General features: G+C 54.6%; 12 protein-coding genes and 1 pseudogene. 3 read left to right on the top strand and 10 right to left on the bottom strand.

Annotation, left to right across the window (positions count from 1 at the left end; genetic code table 11):
• Positions 1-112 precede the first annotated feature (112 nt).
• Positions 113-536, bottom strand: a pseudogene (locus I6L32_RS23485) (ATP-binding protein).
• Complete coding sequence (locus I6L32_RS23480; protein ID WP_254203951.1) at positions 518-802, bottom strand: ATP-binding protein; 285 nt, start codon at positions 800-802, stop codon at positions 518-520. The pseudogene I6L32_RS23485 and the gene I6L32_RS23480 overlap by 19 nt, the downstream one beginning before the upstream one ends.
• 710 nt (positions 803-1,512) lie before the next feature.
• Here I6L32_RS23480 and I6L32_RS23010 point away from each other — a divergent pair.
• Positions 1,513-1,788: a hypothetical protein gene (locus I6L32_RS23010; protein ID WP_216945396.1), complete on the top strand. Its 276-nt coding sequence runs from the start codon at positions 1,513-1,515 to the stop codon at positions 1,786-1,788.
• Positions 1,789-2,122: 334 nt separating this feature from the next.
• Here I6L32_RS23010 and I6L32_RS23005 read toward each other — a convergent pair whose 3' ends face one another.
• The gene (locus I6L32_RS23005; protein ID WP_216945394.1) at positions 2,123-2,317 is read right to left on the bottom strand and encodes a helix-turn-helix domain-containing protein; all 195 of its coding nucleotides are present in this window, start codon (positions 2,315-2,317) and stop codon (positions 2,123-2,125) included.
• 293 nt (positions 2,318-2,610) lie between these two features.
• Between I6L32_RS23005 and I6L32_RS23000 the strand changes: the two genes are divergently transcribed.
• Entirely contained in the window at positions 2,611-2,856 is a 246-nt protein-coding gene (locus I6L32_RS23000; protein WP_216945386.1) for a hypothetical protein, read from the top strand.
• A 1,155-nt stretch (positions 2,857-4,011) separates the two neighbouring features.
• Here the strand turns inward: I6L32_RS23000 and I6L32_RS22995 are convergent.
• The 6 genes from I6L32_RS22995 to I6L32_RS22970 form a co-directional block, all read right to left on the bottom strand.
• Positions 4,012-4,395 carry a DNA replication terminus site-binding protein gene (locus tag I6L32_RS22995; protein WP_302056403.1) on the bottom strand — a complete coding sequence of 128 codons (384 nt, stop codon included), beginning with the start codon at positions 4,393-4,395 and terminating at the stop codon, positions 4,012-4,014.
• Positions 4,396-5,914: 1,519 nt separating this feature from the next.
• Positions 5,915-6,517, bottom strand: coding sequence for a hypothetical protein (locus I6L32_RS22990; RefSeq protein WP_210538248.1), 603 nt, complete (start codon positions 6,515-6,517; stop codon positions 5,915-5,917).
• Positions 6,518-6,860: 343 nt separating this feature from the next.
• Positions 6,861-7,751, bottom strand: coding sequence for a hypothetical protein (locus I6L32_RS22985; protein WP_210538247.1), 891 nt, complete (start codon positions 7,749-7,751; stop codon positions 6,861-6,863).
• 570 nt (positions 7,752-8,321) lie between these two features.
• On the bottom strand, positions 8,322-9,179 hold the full coding sequence (locus I6L32_RS22980) for a hypothetical protein (protein WP_210538246.1): 858 nt from the start codon (positions 9,177-9,179) through the stop codon (positions 8,322-8,324).
• Between the two features lie 177 nt (positions 9,180-9,356).
• Positions 9,357-10,253 (bottom strand): hypothetical protein, encoded by an 897-nt coding sequence (locus tag I6L32_RS22975; protein ID WP_246876657.1) that lies wholly within the window; start codon positions 10,251-10,253, stop codon positions 9,357-9,359.
• Between the two features lie 590 nt (positions 10,254-10,843).
• Positions 10,844-11,719 (bottom strand): hypothetical protein, encoded by an 876-nt coding sequence (locus I6L32_RS22970; protein ID WP_210538245.1) that lies wholly within the window; start codon positions 11,717-11,719, stop codon positions 10,844-10,846.
• Positions 11,720-12,020: 301 nt separating this feature from the next.
• Between I6L32_RS22970 and I6L32_RS22965 the strand changes: the two genes are divergently transcribed.
• Positions 12,021-12,830 (top strand): hypothetical protein, encoded by an 810-nt coding sequence (locus I6L32_RS22965; RefSeq protein ID WP_210538244.1) that lies wholly within the window; start codon positions 12,021-12,023, stop codon positions 12,828-12,830.
• 76 nt (positions 12,831-12,906) lie between these two features.
• On the opposite strand, the gene I6L32_RS23590 is transcribed toward I6L32_RS22965, so the two are convergent.
• On the bottom strand, positions 12,907-13,737 hold the full coding sequence (locus I6L32_RS23590; protein WP_270822672.1) for a hypothetical protein: 831 nt from the start codon (positions 13,735-13,737) through the stop codon (positions 12,907-12,909).
• Between the last annotated feature and the right edge of the window lie 123 nt (positions 13,738-13,860).

Genomic DNA, 13,860 nt, shown 5'->3' with positions numbered 1-13,860 from the left:
TCCGGCCATGGCCGTTTCGTGTGATCCGCCAGCATGATCTGACCTTCGTTATCCTCTCTTTTTACCCGACTTCTTCACCCTGAACCAGTGTTTTTTACGTTGTGACTCACCGTTAATTCCAGTCGGTGGCATTGTGGATCACTCTGTCTAACAGCGCATCTGCAACAGTTGGATTATCCATTAAGCCGTACCACTCCGAGACGGTAACTGACTGACGATGATTGTGCTGCGTTTGCTCGTAGCGATCTTCAATGACGTCCAGTAAATCGCTGACTTGTTTACCTTAAATCCCTCAAGGCCCCAATCATCTAGGATCAACATATCTACCTTTTGTAGCTGTACCAGTTGTTTCAGATAGCTACCATCAGCATGCCCCATTTTCAGCTTTCCAGTAACCGACCTAACCGGTAATACAGCACGCGTTTATTCTGTCGGCAAGCTTGCTCACCTAAGGCGCAGGCAAGATAGGTTTTTGCCGCTGCCGTGGGCCCGGTTATCAAGATATTCTGGTGGTACGTCAGGTGATGTCCTTGCATAAGTGTGTAATTTGTTCAGCTCGCAAGCCGCGCTTTGCCGGATAGCGTAAGCCTTCTGGTGTCGCTTTAAGGCGCAGATTGGCTTGTTTGCGCAAGCGTTGTAAGCGGGTGTTATCCCGCGCCAGATGTTCTTGCTCGACCAGCAATCCCAATCGTTCATCGAAGCTAAGTTCGGCATAGGTATGGGGCGCAAGACGTTGTTGCTCCAGCGCACTGGCCATGGCCGCCAGCTTAAGCTGGCGCAGTTGGATAAGCAGTGAGTCCATTGGTGGTCCTTATTGGTAGTATTTTGAGCCACGGATGTTGGTGTGTGTGCCAGGGATAATGGTTTTAGTTTCATCCGGTTGCCAGCGCATATCTTCACCGTTTTTCAGTAGCTTTTTGATGACCGGTATATAAGGTAGTTGGCGACTGATGGCCAGTGCGCAGGCCTTTTCCAGCCGGTCACTGCCATAGCGCTTTTGCTCGCTCAGGATCCCAGGCAGGTGCGCTGCGCTTGGATAAGATGGTCTTTGTTACGCTCAACCGCTAAGACCACCGCCAGCGTGTTAGTGCCGATATGGGTTGCCCAGCTGCGAATGCGCTCAGGGCTCCATTCCAGATGGGCAGCATGGTTTTTGGCATATGCGCTATATCAGTCGTGTGCCGGTAGCGGTATAGCGCGCGGATGCTGAGCGACGCATTTCGCCTATGGTAAACCTTTATCAGCGTCTGCGTTGCACTGATTTCAACCCGCTCACCGACTAAACGGTGTGGCACCGAGTACCAGTGATAGTCGTATGTACGTGGTAGTCTTTGGCGACTTTGGCAATGCGATAATCGGTGTACTCATAAGCGTAAGGCGGCAGTGGTTGTAATGCAGGCGCATCGAGCAAGTTAAACAACTGCTCACGGCTGGCACCGTTGTAATGCTTCATTGGCCGCTGATTGAGTTCTGTATTCAATGCGCGGATGGCCTGATTTAACGCTGCCAGTGATGAAATACCTGATGGCGCAGCCGGCTAATACCCAGCGTTCCACAATCAGCACAGCCGATTCGACTTTGCTTATCCTGCGGTTTGCGTGGTCGGGTCGGCATCAACGCACAGCCATAATGTCTGGCCAGCGCTTTGTAATTGTCGTTAATCACCGGCTCGAACTTATCCGCTTTATCAACCGCCGCTTTGAGATTGTCGGTATCAATAATGCGGGTACGCCACCTAAAAAGGTCAGGCAACGACTGTTCGCCATCAGCCAGGATTCCCTATCCTGACCTTTACAGGCTTCAATATAGGTGTAGTTAGATGCGCCCAGGTGGCGACGAAGATAGCGGCCGGTTTTATCTCACCTGTTTCTGGGGTTCACAATCGGCACTGTCGGGCCACGAAGTCGATAAACTGCTTCTCACCGGCTCTTGATGCTGTCGCATCGAGCGTTTTTGTACAGCACACCAACGCCGGTAATGTTCACAGTACTGCGTGTAGCCAAGTGCTTTACTGCCGTGCTCTGCCTGATACTCCTGCCATAACAGCAGTTTGGTGACGCCTTTTCTACGCAGCTCAAGATGTACCTGCACCCACGACGGCAAGACCCGCTGCGTACTGTAATCACGGCAGGAAAATAACTTTGTCGAGGCTATCAAGCGGATAGTCGGCTGCCAGCGGCCAACTGAGGCCTAAGTTGTTAAAGCGGATAACCAAATCACTGATGGTTGCCCGGCCAATATTTAGCGCCTGAGAGATTTGCCTGTCACTTAACTTGGCCTCAAATTTGAGGCGGAATATATCCAGATAAGTTTGCATATCTGTCCTTACCATTTTTCTTTTTACGTGTCATGACTACTCCGGCAAAACAGTTAAAAAACTGTTATGCCAAAGACCGTAAAACGAAGGAAGAACAAACTGGCCGGACGATACCGAAACAGGTGGCCGGATGAAGCCGAAATCAGTGGCCGGATGATACCGAAATGGGTGGCCGACTCAGCCGAAATCGCTGGCCAGATCATCCCGAAATATGCTTTTGTAATCGGAAAGGGGGTGTGGATTGACAGTCATTATCGGGCTCTTGACAAAGAAACGGGGCTGAATTAGAAGCAATGGAAGAACAGAAGAAGTTAACCTATCGAATGCAGAATAGGGAGCTTGAAATTCGTGAGGAACTATCGCGAAACTTCAGCTGGTCATCTAGATATTCCCCCTATGCCGATGGACACCCAGAGTATGACATGCCTTATGATGAAGAGTTGGAGGAGCGAACGATTGAAGACCTGACTACTGAGCTGCGGGCAAAAAAAAAACCACGCCTATGGGCGTGGTTTTTTTTTTTTAACTTCGGGCCTTAATTCGCAGGATGCGTGACCGCTCAAAAGCGGCTGCATCCTCCCGGCACATAAACCAGAAACGAATTGCAAAGGCTAAGCCGACGACTTCAAGTGCTAAAACAATGTTGATCCACATAATGAGATCCTTGGCCGAAAGGCCTGGTTGAGGTAGCCAGATGGGCGGATTGGAGGTTGGCAGCCGCGGTTAGCGGTACAGGCTGGTTATGCCATCGCCTGTCAACTCACTCTCGGGAGAGAGCGGTTTGGGCTGTGCACATGTGAGTGTGCTCAGGCCAAACATGACAGTCTGAGAACGACAAAACGCAGCCAAGGCTGCGTTTTGTGATTGAGGTGACTCCGATGCATTTCTGCGTGTGCTATGCGGATAAACCGAAGGAGAATGAGCACTTTGGCTAAGTTAGCCTATATGCGGTCGCCATGCAACGACAGTTATTTATTGCCATGATGTTTGTAACCAATTTCTTGATCATCCCGGGTTCTTGTTTCCCTCCAGGGGCAGGGGATGGCTCTGTTCACTGTTTGGTAAATGTCGGCGGGAACGTTCTTGCCTATCACGCTCGGCCCGATCCAACGCGACGCGATAAGTGATACTACCGCGCATAAAGCCAATCAAGGCGTTGAAGCTGAGGCAAAATGCCTGGCACAGTTCTGCGGCTTGTTTCATGCTTGTCTTTGGGTGAGCGATTATGCGTCAGCAGTTTCCATAAACTGCAGGTCACGGTCGCTGGGCCCGTCTGGAATAATGATGCCTGTTGGAGGGGTGATGTCGAATACTTCCAGGATCGCTTGCTCTGGAGAGTAACCCATATCGAAGACAAACTGGCGCAGCCTAGTGATGTCTGCTGCCGTGCTCGTTCTGCCCGCCGGTCGGCTTCAATCATCTCTAGTTTGGTGGCACTCGATACCTGGGGTACATAAGGTTGTTGCGTTGATTGGCTTGATGTTGACCGCCAGATACCCTTTTTGTATGGCTCGTCGTGCGCTGAACTCTACTTTCATGCCGACTTCGGGGGGGGTCTCCCCCAGCCAGTTTTGAGGGTAATGAAGTAATCGACGCCGGAGATGTCTGCGATGGTGCCGATGGGACCTGTATCATTGATCACTGTACCAACGACAAAGCCTCGTAGAGGGCCAAATGCCGATGCACATGATTTTCTACTGCTCCTGGTAAAGCCAGAGGCGCGAGATAAGCGGCTCATTGGCGGTTGTTTTTGCTTGCCGCGGAGGGCGTTTTTGGGTGATGTCGTAGTTCTTTAGAAGACCGATCTTCACTTTCTGAGCTCCGAGAATGAGAACCGGGGTCGATGCTACTTGCATACGACGACTGTTTCCTTCCACCAACCAGGCTTGTGGGTGGACTGGATTGGGGCGCCGGATGACAAGGCGAGCATCATCGGAGAGGGCGGATAGCAGCACAATTTCATCCTCTAGCTGAGCGACCCAACCAGCTGATCGAGTACATGCGCGGGGGTGATCCTGTGATGCTCTGAGCGTACCGATGATCTGTTGTTTGGTCATTCTCGTGCATGGTGTTTTTATGAGCCCAACAGAACGAAATTGGAACGGGCCGTGTCGCCGGCGATTGTGATTTGTCGGTAAAACTGCAAAGTGATCAACCCCTCGAACATGCCTTTTGCTATGCAGGAACTCCCACCGGGTATTGGGTCCCCCGAGTATCGGACCTGAGGTTTGTCACCAAGTCTCGGAAGGTTTATCGGTCTGCATTTATGGCCTCAATTATACCGAACAGCTCCTCGCTGTGCCTGGAGTGAATCTGAATTGCTCCCGGCAAGCGGTACACTAGGCGAGTGTTTTCACCAGCGTCAGCGTAGAGATGGCCCCAGGCATGGTGAGCAGCATACAGAGCCTCAAGACCGTGAGCGGGAGTCACCGCTAATAGAGGGAGTGTCGTGCGGGTATCCGTGCCTCGGATCGTGCGGGGGGAGGGCAAAGGTGCTGCCTTGGATGAGCTCGCTATCGTCTATAAAGTCTCGCAGCATGGCCAACAGCTGGTGTTGACGCCGCTCCAGAAACGCGGAGCTGTGCAGCCAGTTCGTGTTTATTCATGAGGCATTCCATCGAGGGTTTCAAGCTGGTGTTATTATGACCAGGTAGAGGGCACTTTCTCAACCAACATTCCTAGTGACTATTTTCAACCAGAGCACAGCCCTTCGGCTGGTGAGCTCCCCCTGGGCTATTTTGTTCTATACCTGCCCCCGAGTGCCAGGTTAGACCTCGAACCGACACTTCTGCTGTGCCCGCGTTCGCGCGAAGAGAAAGGGGGAGAAAATGAAGAGAAAGAGAGAAAAATGAGATCTAATTTAGTTCTCGGGCTACACGAAATGAACACCGGTTCAGCAGGTTGGTGTCTTGTAGCATTTAAGGATATAGGAATTGTTGGGTGAGATTTTCTTTTTGGCCACATCCTTCGTCCGGCTCTAACTCTGCAAGTCCACCACCCTATGGCACCACCTAGTGGTTATCACTGCCTACTCACGACATAAAAAAGCCCCGCAATGCGGGGCTCTCTCTTGGAATTCAGTCTATCACTGCATCCAATGTTGAACAGGCCTCATGAGAGGTAAACCTTTTACTCTGAGCAGTTCAGTACCGCCTTACGCAGATTCTGATCTGACTCTATATTCAGTACAGACTCGAGAATAACTTGAGCCAAGCAATCTCCATCATTGTTATTTCGCATGATCGTAGTCGAAGATGCATCCAAGACGGGTGTAATCTAACTAGCTCAACAAGCCAGGCTGAGGTTTTGCCACAGGCAGTGACCAAGGCATCCATTATATCGCTTGCCCCCCCTGTCGTGATTGAGAGGTCCGCGTAAGTGCAATTGCCAAGTGTTAACAAGCAGGTAACCCATGGTGCTATCGAACATCGGTTTGGTAGCCATTGTGTTAGTAGCTGTTTCTTGCAATGAGTTGTGCATTTGTATTCCAAAAGCCCAGAGGGCTGGTTAAGCCTTCAAAACGAATGTTGAGGCGAAAGGCCGTTGGCCTAGTTGATGAAATAGAGGTATAGCCGCCCAAAAAATCAGACTGACGACCTATTCGTTATGGAAAAGAACATATCCTGCTCCGATTTTGCTGGCATCTCTGAACACCGGCCACAATCGTTCTGGGATTACTCCTTCATCGAGGGCGTCGTAGTTCGCCATATTAAAAAGAAACTCATAAGTTGGGTTGTCATGGTGATGGTTGCCCTTATGAGAGAAGGAGGCGTGCTCACGCACCCAATCCCACTCCGGGACGTCATATGCGCAGTCATAATCTCCGACGGTTTCAGGCATGCTGATTTCCAGCACGTGACAGATACGGCCGGCAGTGACTGCCGGTATCCGAAATTTTCCGTCTCTGAGAGCAATGACCTCGATTACTGCGTTCCGCATTAACGACGCGATACTCTCAACGACCCTTAGAAGCTCTGGAAGAGCGAGGTTTTCATAGGTTTCGCTAGGCACATAGCTACATAGGGAATCGCCTGATTTGACAGAATTCAGAAGATCTTGGTACGCAGAAAGCCACTGTTGTTTATCAATATGTGGGAATACTTGAGCCATCGCATGAGCGAAAAGCACATCATCGATTGCTTGGTTCATAAATTGGACCTCGTTGAAATTGGGCTTTACGCCCGGGTTGATGTTGGTCACGAGTGGCACATTGCGGACCGAGTGCCATAAGACAGCCTTGGGCTGTTTCTGCATGTGCGCTGACGCCGGAGAAATTCCGGTGAACGGACATGCAGAATCAGCCAACTAGGGCTTGGGTGATATATGACAGGTGGGGTACCTGCAGAATGCAGGGAGAGTTGAAGTTGGTGCCTGGCCGGGCGGCCTGTCCCCACGTGGGCACCGAGGACAACTGCAGGATACCGAATATCATGAACAGGAGCAACAGCATCAACATCAACTTAGGTTGCCCTAAGCGAGGCAAAGCAGCAATGTATGGGGGGGGCACTGCCCCCCTACAAATGTGCAGAGTTTCCTGATCGAATTAGCCACCCCTCAAGGTTGCCATCCAACTCTGTGCCTGCGCCGTCAGTATCCCTCCGCCGGCGCTCTCCAGGAGCGTCCGCAAACTGCCGACCACGGCGCCGATCACTGGCCATTTGGGGTTAGGGGAGGCGGCCTGGGCCTTGAGGGTGTCCAGATCGGCCTGCAGCTCTGCACACGCCTCTCCCTGCAGCTGCCCTTGCGCGATCACCTGCTGCAGCCACGGCAACAAAGCCGCCAGCGCCTCGGTCTTCTGCTCGCCTGTCACCGTCTGTTTTTGTTGGCCGCCGGGCGAGCCCAACATCATTTGACCTCCGATGACATCCCCCCCAATGAAAATATTGGTCACCGATTCCGCCTGCTTCTGCTCCTGGGTTGTAAAGCTCATCCCTTCACCCTGGATCCCCAACTCATCCAGATCGAGTGCCCATTCAAGGACCTTAGTACGCACCGCGCCGATCAAACGCTGGACCTGGTTTGCTCCAAATCGAACTTGTGGTGCGATTGGCATTTTATAGAGAGCCGCTACCATCTTCGATTGAGACGGGTCCATGGGCAACACTACGTATTCTGTCCCTGAAGCCAATGGTTCCACTCCATCGATGGGGTAATAGAAGGGACATGTTGTCATCACCTCGTGAAGCTCTGCATTCATGACCGGTAGCAGTACAAGACCTTTCCCCGGGTTAATGGCGTAGAGTTGCCCCGTCAAAATCCGGTACGGAGGGATAACAGCCGACTCTGGGTAGCCATCAAGTTCGTTTTTGATCCAGCTAATCCAGTCAGGCTGCTTGAGCTTACGTGCGGCCACCAGTGCGTTTCGCAGTAGATCGGTTGTCTTGACTTCGGGATTACTGGCCATGGTGATTAGTTGAGGGATAAGGGCGGGCATCAATGCGTTCCTGGGCGATATTGGGTCCTCATTATACCCGGGTTCGGTCGTGCGGGTTGTAGTGCTACAAGCGGAGAGGATCCGCTCCGAGTCAAAAAAAAGGGAGGCCGAAGCCTCCCTCCAAAAAGTCACTTTTTGAACCAGTTTCACTGGCCTACGTGTAGGTGAAAGTGAAGAGAAATCTTCACTTGATACACGCAGATCAGCATCAAACCGCTAGCGATAATCATGCTTGATAGCATATAGATCTCCATATCAAATCAGGCGAATCCGTTCACCTGTGGGTTATTGGCCTCTTGGCTAGCCATAAAGACTCGCTCTTGTGCCCGTGTTGACATTATACGCCATGCCCCCCAACATTTTTCATAAATTACAGATAAATCATGCAGATAAAATATAATTCTCACGCTGGTATCACATCACTCGCCCCCCAATACTTGACCAGCCCTGTTTATCTACGAAGTATTCCCCGCGCCCACAATATGGGCGGCACCAGTTGATCTGGCTTGTATCTCGCAACGCCACCCGCCGCACGAAGAAAACGTGGCCTGCTGCCTCTGCCGGACTTGCTCAGTGGCCGTTAAGGGTTGCCAGCCACTTCAGCACCAGTTCGCTCAGAACTCCGCCGCCGGCGCCTTCCAGAATCGCCACAACAGTGCTGGCCACCGCAGCGATCACCGGCCATTTCCACTTGGGGGCGGCGGTCTGGGCCTTAGTAGTATCCAGCTCGCTCTGAAGCACATTGCCGTTTGCCAGCTGCAGTGGCATCTCCTGCGCCACCCCAGGCTGGTCCGTAGCCTGCTGCTCGCCGGTGATGGTTTGCTGTTGCTGGCCCCCGGGCGAGCTCACCATCAGTTGACCACCGTTGAACCCGCCCTCGATGCGAATGGTAACCGGCGCCAGCGGCTGGGGTGAGGAGGGCATTTCATCCCCCTCGATCCCGGCCTCAACCAGGTCGAGCGCCCAGGTCAACAGTTGGTCCCGGACCGCATCAACAAGTGCGCGGATCTGATTGCCGCCAACCACCCGTACTGGCTCCATTGAGATATTCAGGTCTTGCATCAGCATGGCCATCATCTCCGGCGGGAGAACCATGCTCACATTTTTCCCGGGAATAGCCACGTCCTCCAACCCGCTGATGGGCTGACCAATGCTGCATGTCGAGACAACTTCTGCGAATTCAGGGTGGTTGATGATGATTGGGATCAGCCCTCGAAAGGGATTCCGAGCTTTCAACTCACAACGTATGACACGATAGGAGGGCAGCTTGGCATCATCCGGATAGCCCCGCAGCTCATGGTCGATCCAGGTAGCCCACTCAGCCTGTTTTAGCATACGGGCGACCACCTTGGCCTTGCGGAGCAGATCGGTGGTCTTAACTGCCGGATCACCGACCAGGGCAATCAGGTCAGATAGCGAGGTGGACATCGAGGTGCTCCTGGGCGACGAGGGAGGCCCAGTGTACCCGATCTGGCCCGGTTAGTTGCAACGCTGCAAGCGGGTCGGATCCAGCCGGTCCGCTCTGACTGGATTTCAGTTTGGCTTTGGCCGTTGGCCCAGAAAACAAAGCGGGGCTGCAGCCCCGCCCATGCCCTCCGATATCGATCAGCTGCCGCTCAAGGTGGCCAGCCACCCCAGTGCCTGCGCAGCCAGCACCCCGCCGCCAGCCCCTTCCAAGATCCCCCGCACACTGTTGGTCAGCGTCCCAATCACCGGCCAGCTCTGCGTAGAGGCATTGGCCAGCGCCTGTAGGGCAGTCAGGTTGGCCTGCAGCTCGGCCTGCACCGGTGGCGAGAGTTTCCCCTCGTCTATCACCTGCTGCAGCCACGGCAACAAGGCAGCCAGCGCCTCGGTTTTATGCTCGCCGGTCACCGTCTGCTGTTGCTGGCCCCAAGGCGAGTTCAGCTGGACTTGTACACCGGTGGCATTCCCCCCAATGTGAATGCTCATCGAGGGCACCTGCTGCGCCTGTTGCTGCTCCTGGGCGGTGAATGTCATCCCTTCCCCCTGGATCCCAGCCGCCTCCAAGGCTAACGCCCAGTTCAACACCCGGTTCTTTATCGCATCGAGGCAGCCGGCAAGTTGGCCATGAGTCAGTGCAATCACCGGCTCCAAGTTAGTGCTCAGTATCTGCTGGATATGCAGTACCTCATCAGGCGGCCGCCGAAAACGCACAGACGCGCCGGCGGCCATCAATGTTTCGAGCTCCCGCAGCGGGTTGTTCAAGGGGGTAATCGACAGGCGTTCTGCTACCCCTCCATCCTCGACCAGCAAGGGAGTGGTGTCCCCGCCTGGGTGGATGGCATACAAGACGCCACGGGGGCGCCGGTAGGCCGGCAGCTCATCAAAGGTGTCGTAGCCATCGAGCTCGTGCTGTAGCCAAGCGGCCGCCTCGGTCTGCTGCAGTCGGCTGGCGGCCACCAGGGCGCGGCGCACCAGATCAGAGGTGGCCCCCCCCGGATCGCTGGCCAGGGTAATCAGTTCGGGGATGAGGGCGGGCATAGAGTGCTCCTGGGCGACGATAGAGTCTCTAGTTTAGCCGCCCTGCAAGCGGTGAGGATCCCGCTTGCCCTCGCTGGCTGGTTTGAGGGCGGGCTTTGGCCGCTGACCAAGAAAACTAAGCCCCGCAAACGCGGGGCTTGGTCATTCAATAACGGATCACATAACCCGTTTAAAGTAAGGTATATGATCGGCGCTCCAGATCTGCACTGGACGGTCAGGGATATTCACCCTTAACGATTTGCCTCGTACTCGGCTTTCCTTTTCCAACATGATTTGGCGGCTGACTCTGTGCAGCCTGTGCCGGTGATCCAGTGTCCTCTGAACAGACCGACCACTTTCACTGAAGATCCTTTGCCTTGCAGCGACACGGCAACCACTTCACCGTCTATCGCGATCCAGTCCTGCTTTGATACGAACATACAAACCTCGCTATCACGTGATGTTCAACTCACCGAAATGCTACGATCACGACGCAGAACAGATGCCATCATTTCAGCAGCGCGGCAGCTTCCATTTTCCCAGGCACTTTGGCCGTTGGCCCAGAAAACAAAGCGGGGCCGCAGCCCCGTTCATACCCCGACCGATAGCGATCAGCCGCCGCTCAAGCTGGCCAGCCACTTCAGCACCAGCTCGCTCAGCACCCCGCCGCCGGCGCCTTGCAGCACGGCCAGCACGCTACTACCGGCCAGCACGACGATCAGCGGCCATTTCCGTTTGGCGGTGGCGGCCTGGGGCTTGAGGGTGTCCTGCTCGTTCTGCCGCGTGTCGCGGTCTGCCGGCTGCAGTGGTGCATCCGCGTTCCCCTGCGCCAACCCGGACGGGCAAGCGGCCTTCTGCTCGCCGGTGACGGTTTGCTGTTGCTGGCCTCCCGGCGAGCTCACCATGACTTGGCCACCGTGGACTCCGCCCTCGATGTGAACGGTCACCGGTACCAACGGCTGGGGTAGGGAGGGCATCTCGTCCCCCTCGATCCCGGCCTTGGTCAGCTCGAGTGCCCAGTCCAACACCTTGTCACGGACTTGAACTACGACGGCATGCAGTTGTGATGCGTCCAGTTGATGCACGACCTGGTACTGATCGCGGGCTTTCGCTGACAAGCCATCGTAAACGCGATGCCCAGAGGGGAGTTGCACATAGAGGGAGCCTTGTGACCCCAGAACCTCCAACTTGCTGATCGAATCAAAACAGAGGTGAGCCTGAGCGGGAATCTCACCGTCAGCTTGGAACGTAAACAGATCAGTCAATTTGCCTGTCTGGACATCCCGCAGGTACACCGGGGCACGGATAAAACGGTATAGAGGAAGAGGATCTGACTCACGGTAGCCCCGCAGCTCCAGGTCGATCCAGGCTAACTGGTCGGATAGCTGGCACCGGTGGGCGATCACCTTGGCCTTGCGCAGCAGATCGGCGGTCTTGACGGCTGGATCGCTGGCCTGGGCGATGAGTTCAGGGAGTAGGGCAGGCATCGAGGCGCTCCTAGGCGACAAAAGAGCCCCAGTGTACCCGATTTGGCCTGCTCGCTTGCAGCGCTGCAAGCGGGGCGGACCCCGCTCGCCCTCGCTGACCCGATTGGGGGCGGGCTTTGGCCACTGACCAATAGTGCAAAACGGGTCGGAGAGCAGGTCAGCGCGTCAAGCTGGCTATGCAACTGATCATAGTAGCTGGCAGGCTGGTATCTATTTCTTCTGATTGTTTTTTCTTATAGATACCGACATGGCTCCTGCCATAAGTACCATAGGCATGGACTCAATGAAGGAGACTTGCCCAATGACCAAGAGAAGAATCGATGCCGTCGAAGTGTGCGAAGGTATTCTCAGAAAGGAGATAGAAAACAACGAGAAGAACAACATATGGCCTTCCATCAACGCCACGGTCAGGGTACTGCTCCGGCAAAGCCGGACCATGGCCCCCGTTTATGAAGAACTCTGCGAGCTGCTCCCCCTAGAACGGTACGTGACGAGTTTTTTGGATGCGCTGATCAGCACATTCACCTTCTGGGATGAAGATGACATGCGCAAGGCTAGGGAAGAACGTGGCAGGCTCATCCAAATCAACGAGGACATAGCGGATCTCGCAACTCGCTTGGGTGATTTGCTGAGGGAGAGAGAGGACATCTGTAATCGAGCGGGATTTGGGTGTGAAAGAGAAACCGGTCTGGCGGCGCTATTTGATCGTGCGGGTGAGCACAACCCGCTCTATACCCTGTACCCCCAGGATGAATTTATACGCCTTACGCACAGATACGAGCACAAGTATTGGCCGAGTATCGAAGACCTGCTCAGTGAGCTCGCAAGCGATGCGGAACAATCGGAGGTGTATGCCCACGATGCGGAAACGGAGGCTGGCACCTCATCTAGAAAGCCATCACAGTACGACGTCCTTCGCGCGTTCCAAGCAAAACTCGATGACTACGCACTCGGCGGCGAACTTCCATCCAAACTCAGACTGTCTGACAGCGCCATGGCCACCATCCTGAACTGTATCACGGAGCTCGATGCAGACTCCTTGGTCACAGCCGAATACATCAAGAGCTTTCGACAGAAGGAGCGAGCGAGAGCCAAATCACGGCAGAAGTAGGTCGCGAACCGTGGGGTTGACCGTTCACCCAGCATACACCGCAATGCCGTTGCGCCGCCCACCCCCCGGATATCGCTCAGTTGCCGCTCAAGGCGGCCAGCCTGCCCAACACTGTTTCCGTCAGTACCCCGCTGCCGGCCCCTTCCAGGATCGCCCGCACACTGTTGGCCACGGCGCCGATCACCGGCCACTTGGGCTTAGGGGAGGCGGCCTGGGCCTTGAGGGTATCCAGCTCGGCCTGCAGCTCCGCACACGCTTCTCCCTGCAGTTGCCCTTGCGCGATCACCTGTTGTAGCCACGGCAACAAGGCCGCCAGGGCAGCTTCCTTCTGTTCACTGGTCACAGTCTGCTGTTGCTGACCGCCGGGCGAGTTTTGCATCACCTGAAGACCATGAGCATCTCCATTGATGTGAATGTGGGTCACCGGCGCCACCTGCTGGGCTTGCTGCCGCTCTTGGGAAGTGAAGCTCATACCTTCCCCCAAGATCCCCTCCTTTTCAAGCTGCAGTGCCCAATTCAAGACCTGATTTCTGACCGCCCCCAAGATCCGGTTCATGCTGGCCAACGTGAACCGACGAAGAGGGGTACAGTTCGTATCACATGCCGCCCGCAAAGCATCAGCTTCGCGCGGGGAAAATTGCATATGAATATCGTCAGATTCAGCGCACCACCCCTCAATCTCGTCAACAGGCGTGTCAAAGTGGCAGAGTTGCCATCGAAATGCAGCCTCTGCAGACGGAAAGACCACCCCCTTCAGCCCATGGTGCCCATCGATCAGGACTTCTCCTTGCACATGCCGATAGACTGGGATGGCATCATCCGGCCCGTATCCATTGAGCTCGTGTCCAAGCCAGGTAACCCACTCGGGCAACTGCAGGCGGTGGGCCGCCACTAGGGGGAACCGCAGAATTCGGAAAAAATCGTACGCTAAGCTAACGGTGTTCTCGTGACAGCTCTTTGACTAGGCTTTCTAAGGCCATTCTGATAGCCCTGACTTCCTGAAAAGCCATGGCTAAAATTTGTGCGGCTA

The sequence above is a fragment of the Aeromonas sp. FDAARGOS 1402 genome (genome assembly GCF_019046925.1).
Lineage (GTDB): Bacteria > Pseudomonadota > Gammaproteobacteria > Enterobacterales > Aeromonadaceae > Aeromonas > Aeromonas caviae.
This window is presented reverse-complemented; position numbering and strand designations above follow the sequence as displayed.

Excerpts from the sequence above, each read along its gene's own strand:
- I6L32_RS22965 (WP_210538244.1), top strand. The coding sequence starts at position 12,021 with ATGACCAAGAGAAGAATCGATGCCGTCGAAGTGTGCGAAGGTATTCTC.
- I6L32_RS23000 (WP_216945386.1), top strand. The coding sequence starts at position 2,611 with ATGGAAGAACAGAAGAAGTTAACCTATCGAATGCAGAATAGGGAGCTT.
- I6L32_RS22985 (WP_210538247.1), bottom strand. The coding sequence starts at position 7,751 with ATGCCCGCCCTTATCCCTCAACTAATCACCATGGCCAGTAATCCCGAA.
- I6L32_RS22970 (WP_210538245.1), bottom strand. The coding sequence starts at position 11,719 with ATGCCTGCCCTACTCCCTGAACTCATCGCCCAGGCCAGCGATCCAGCC.
- I6L32_RS22980 (WP_210538246.1), bottom strand. The coding sequence starts at position 9,179 with ATGTCCACCTCGCTATCTGACCTGATTGCCCTGGTCGGTGATCCGGCA.
- I6L32_RS22975 (WP_246876657.1), bottom strand. The coding sequence starts at position 10,253 with ATGCCCGCCCTCATCCCCGAACTGATTACCCTGGCCAGCGATCCGGGG.
- I6L32_RS23480 (WP_254203951.1), bottom strand. The coding sequence starts at position 802 with ATGGACTCACTGCTTATCCAACTGCGCCAGCTTAAGCTGGCGGCCATG.
- I6L32_RS23010 (WP_216945396.1), top strand. The coding sequence starts at position 1,513 with ATGAAATACCTGATGGCGCAGCCGGCTAATACCCAGCGTTCCACAATC.
- I6L32_RS23005 (WP_216945394.1), bottom strand. The coding sequence starts at position 2,317 with ATGCAAACTTATCTGGATATATTCCGCCTCAAATTTGAGGCCAAGTTA.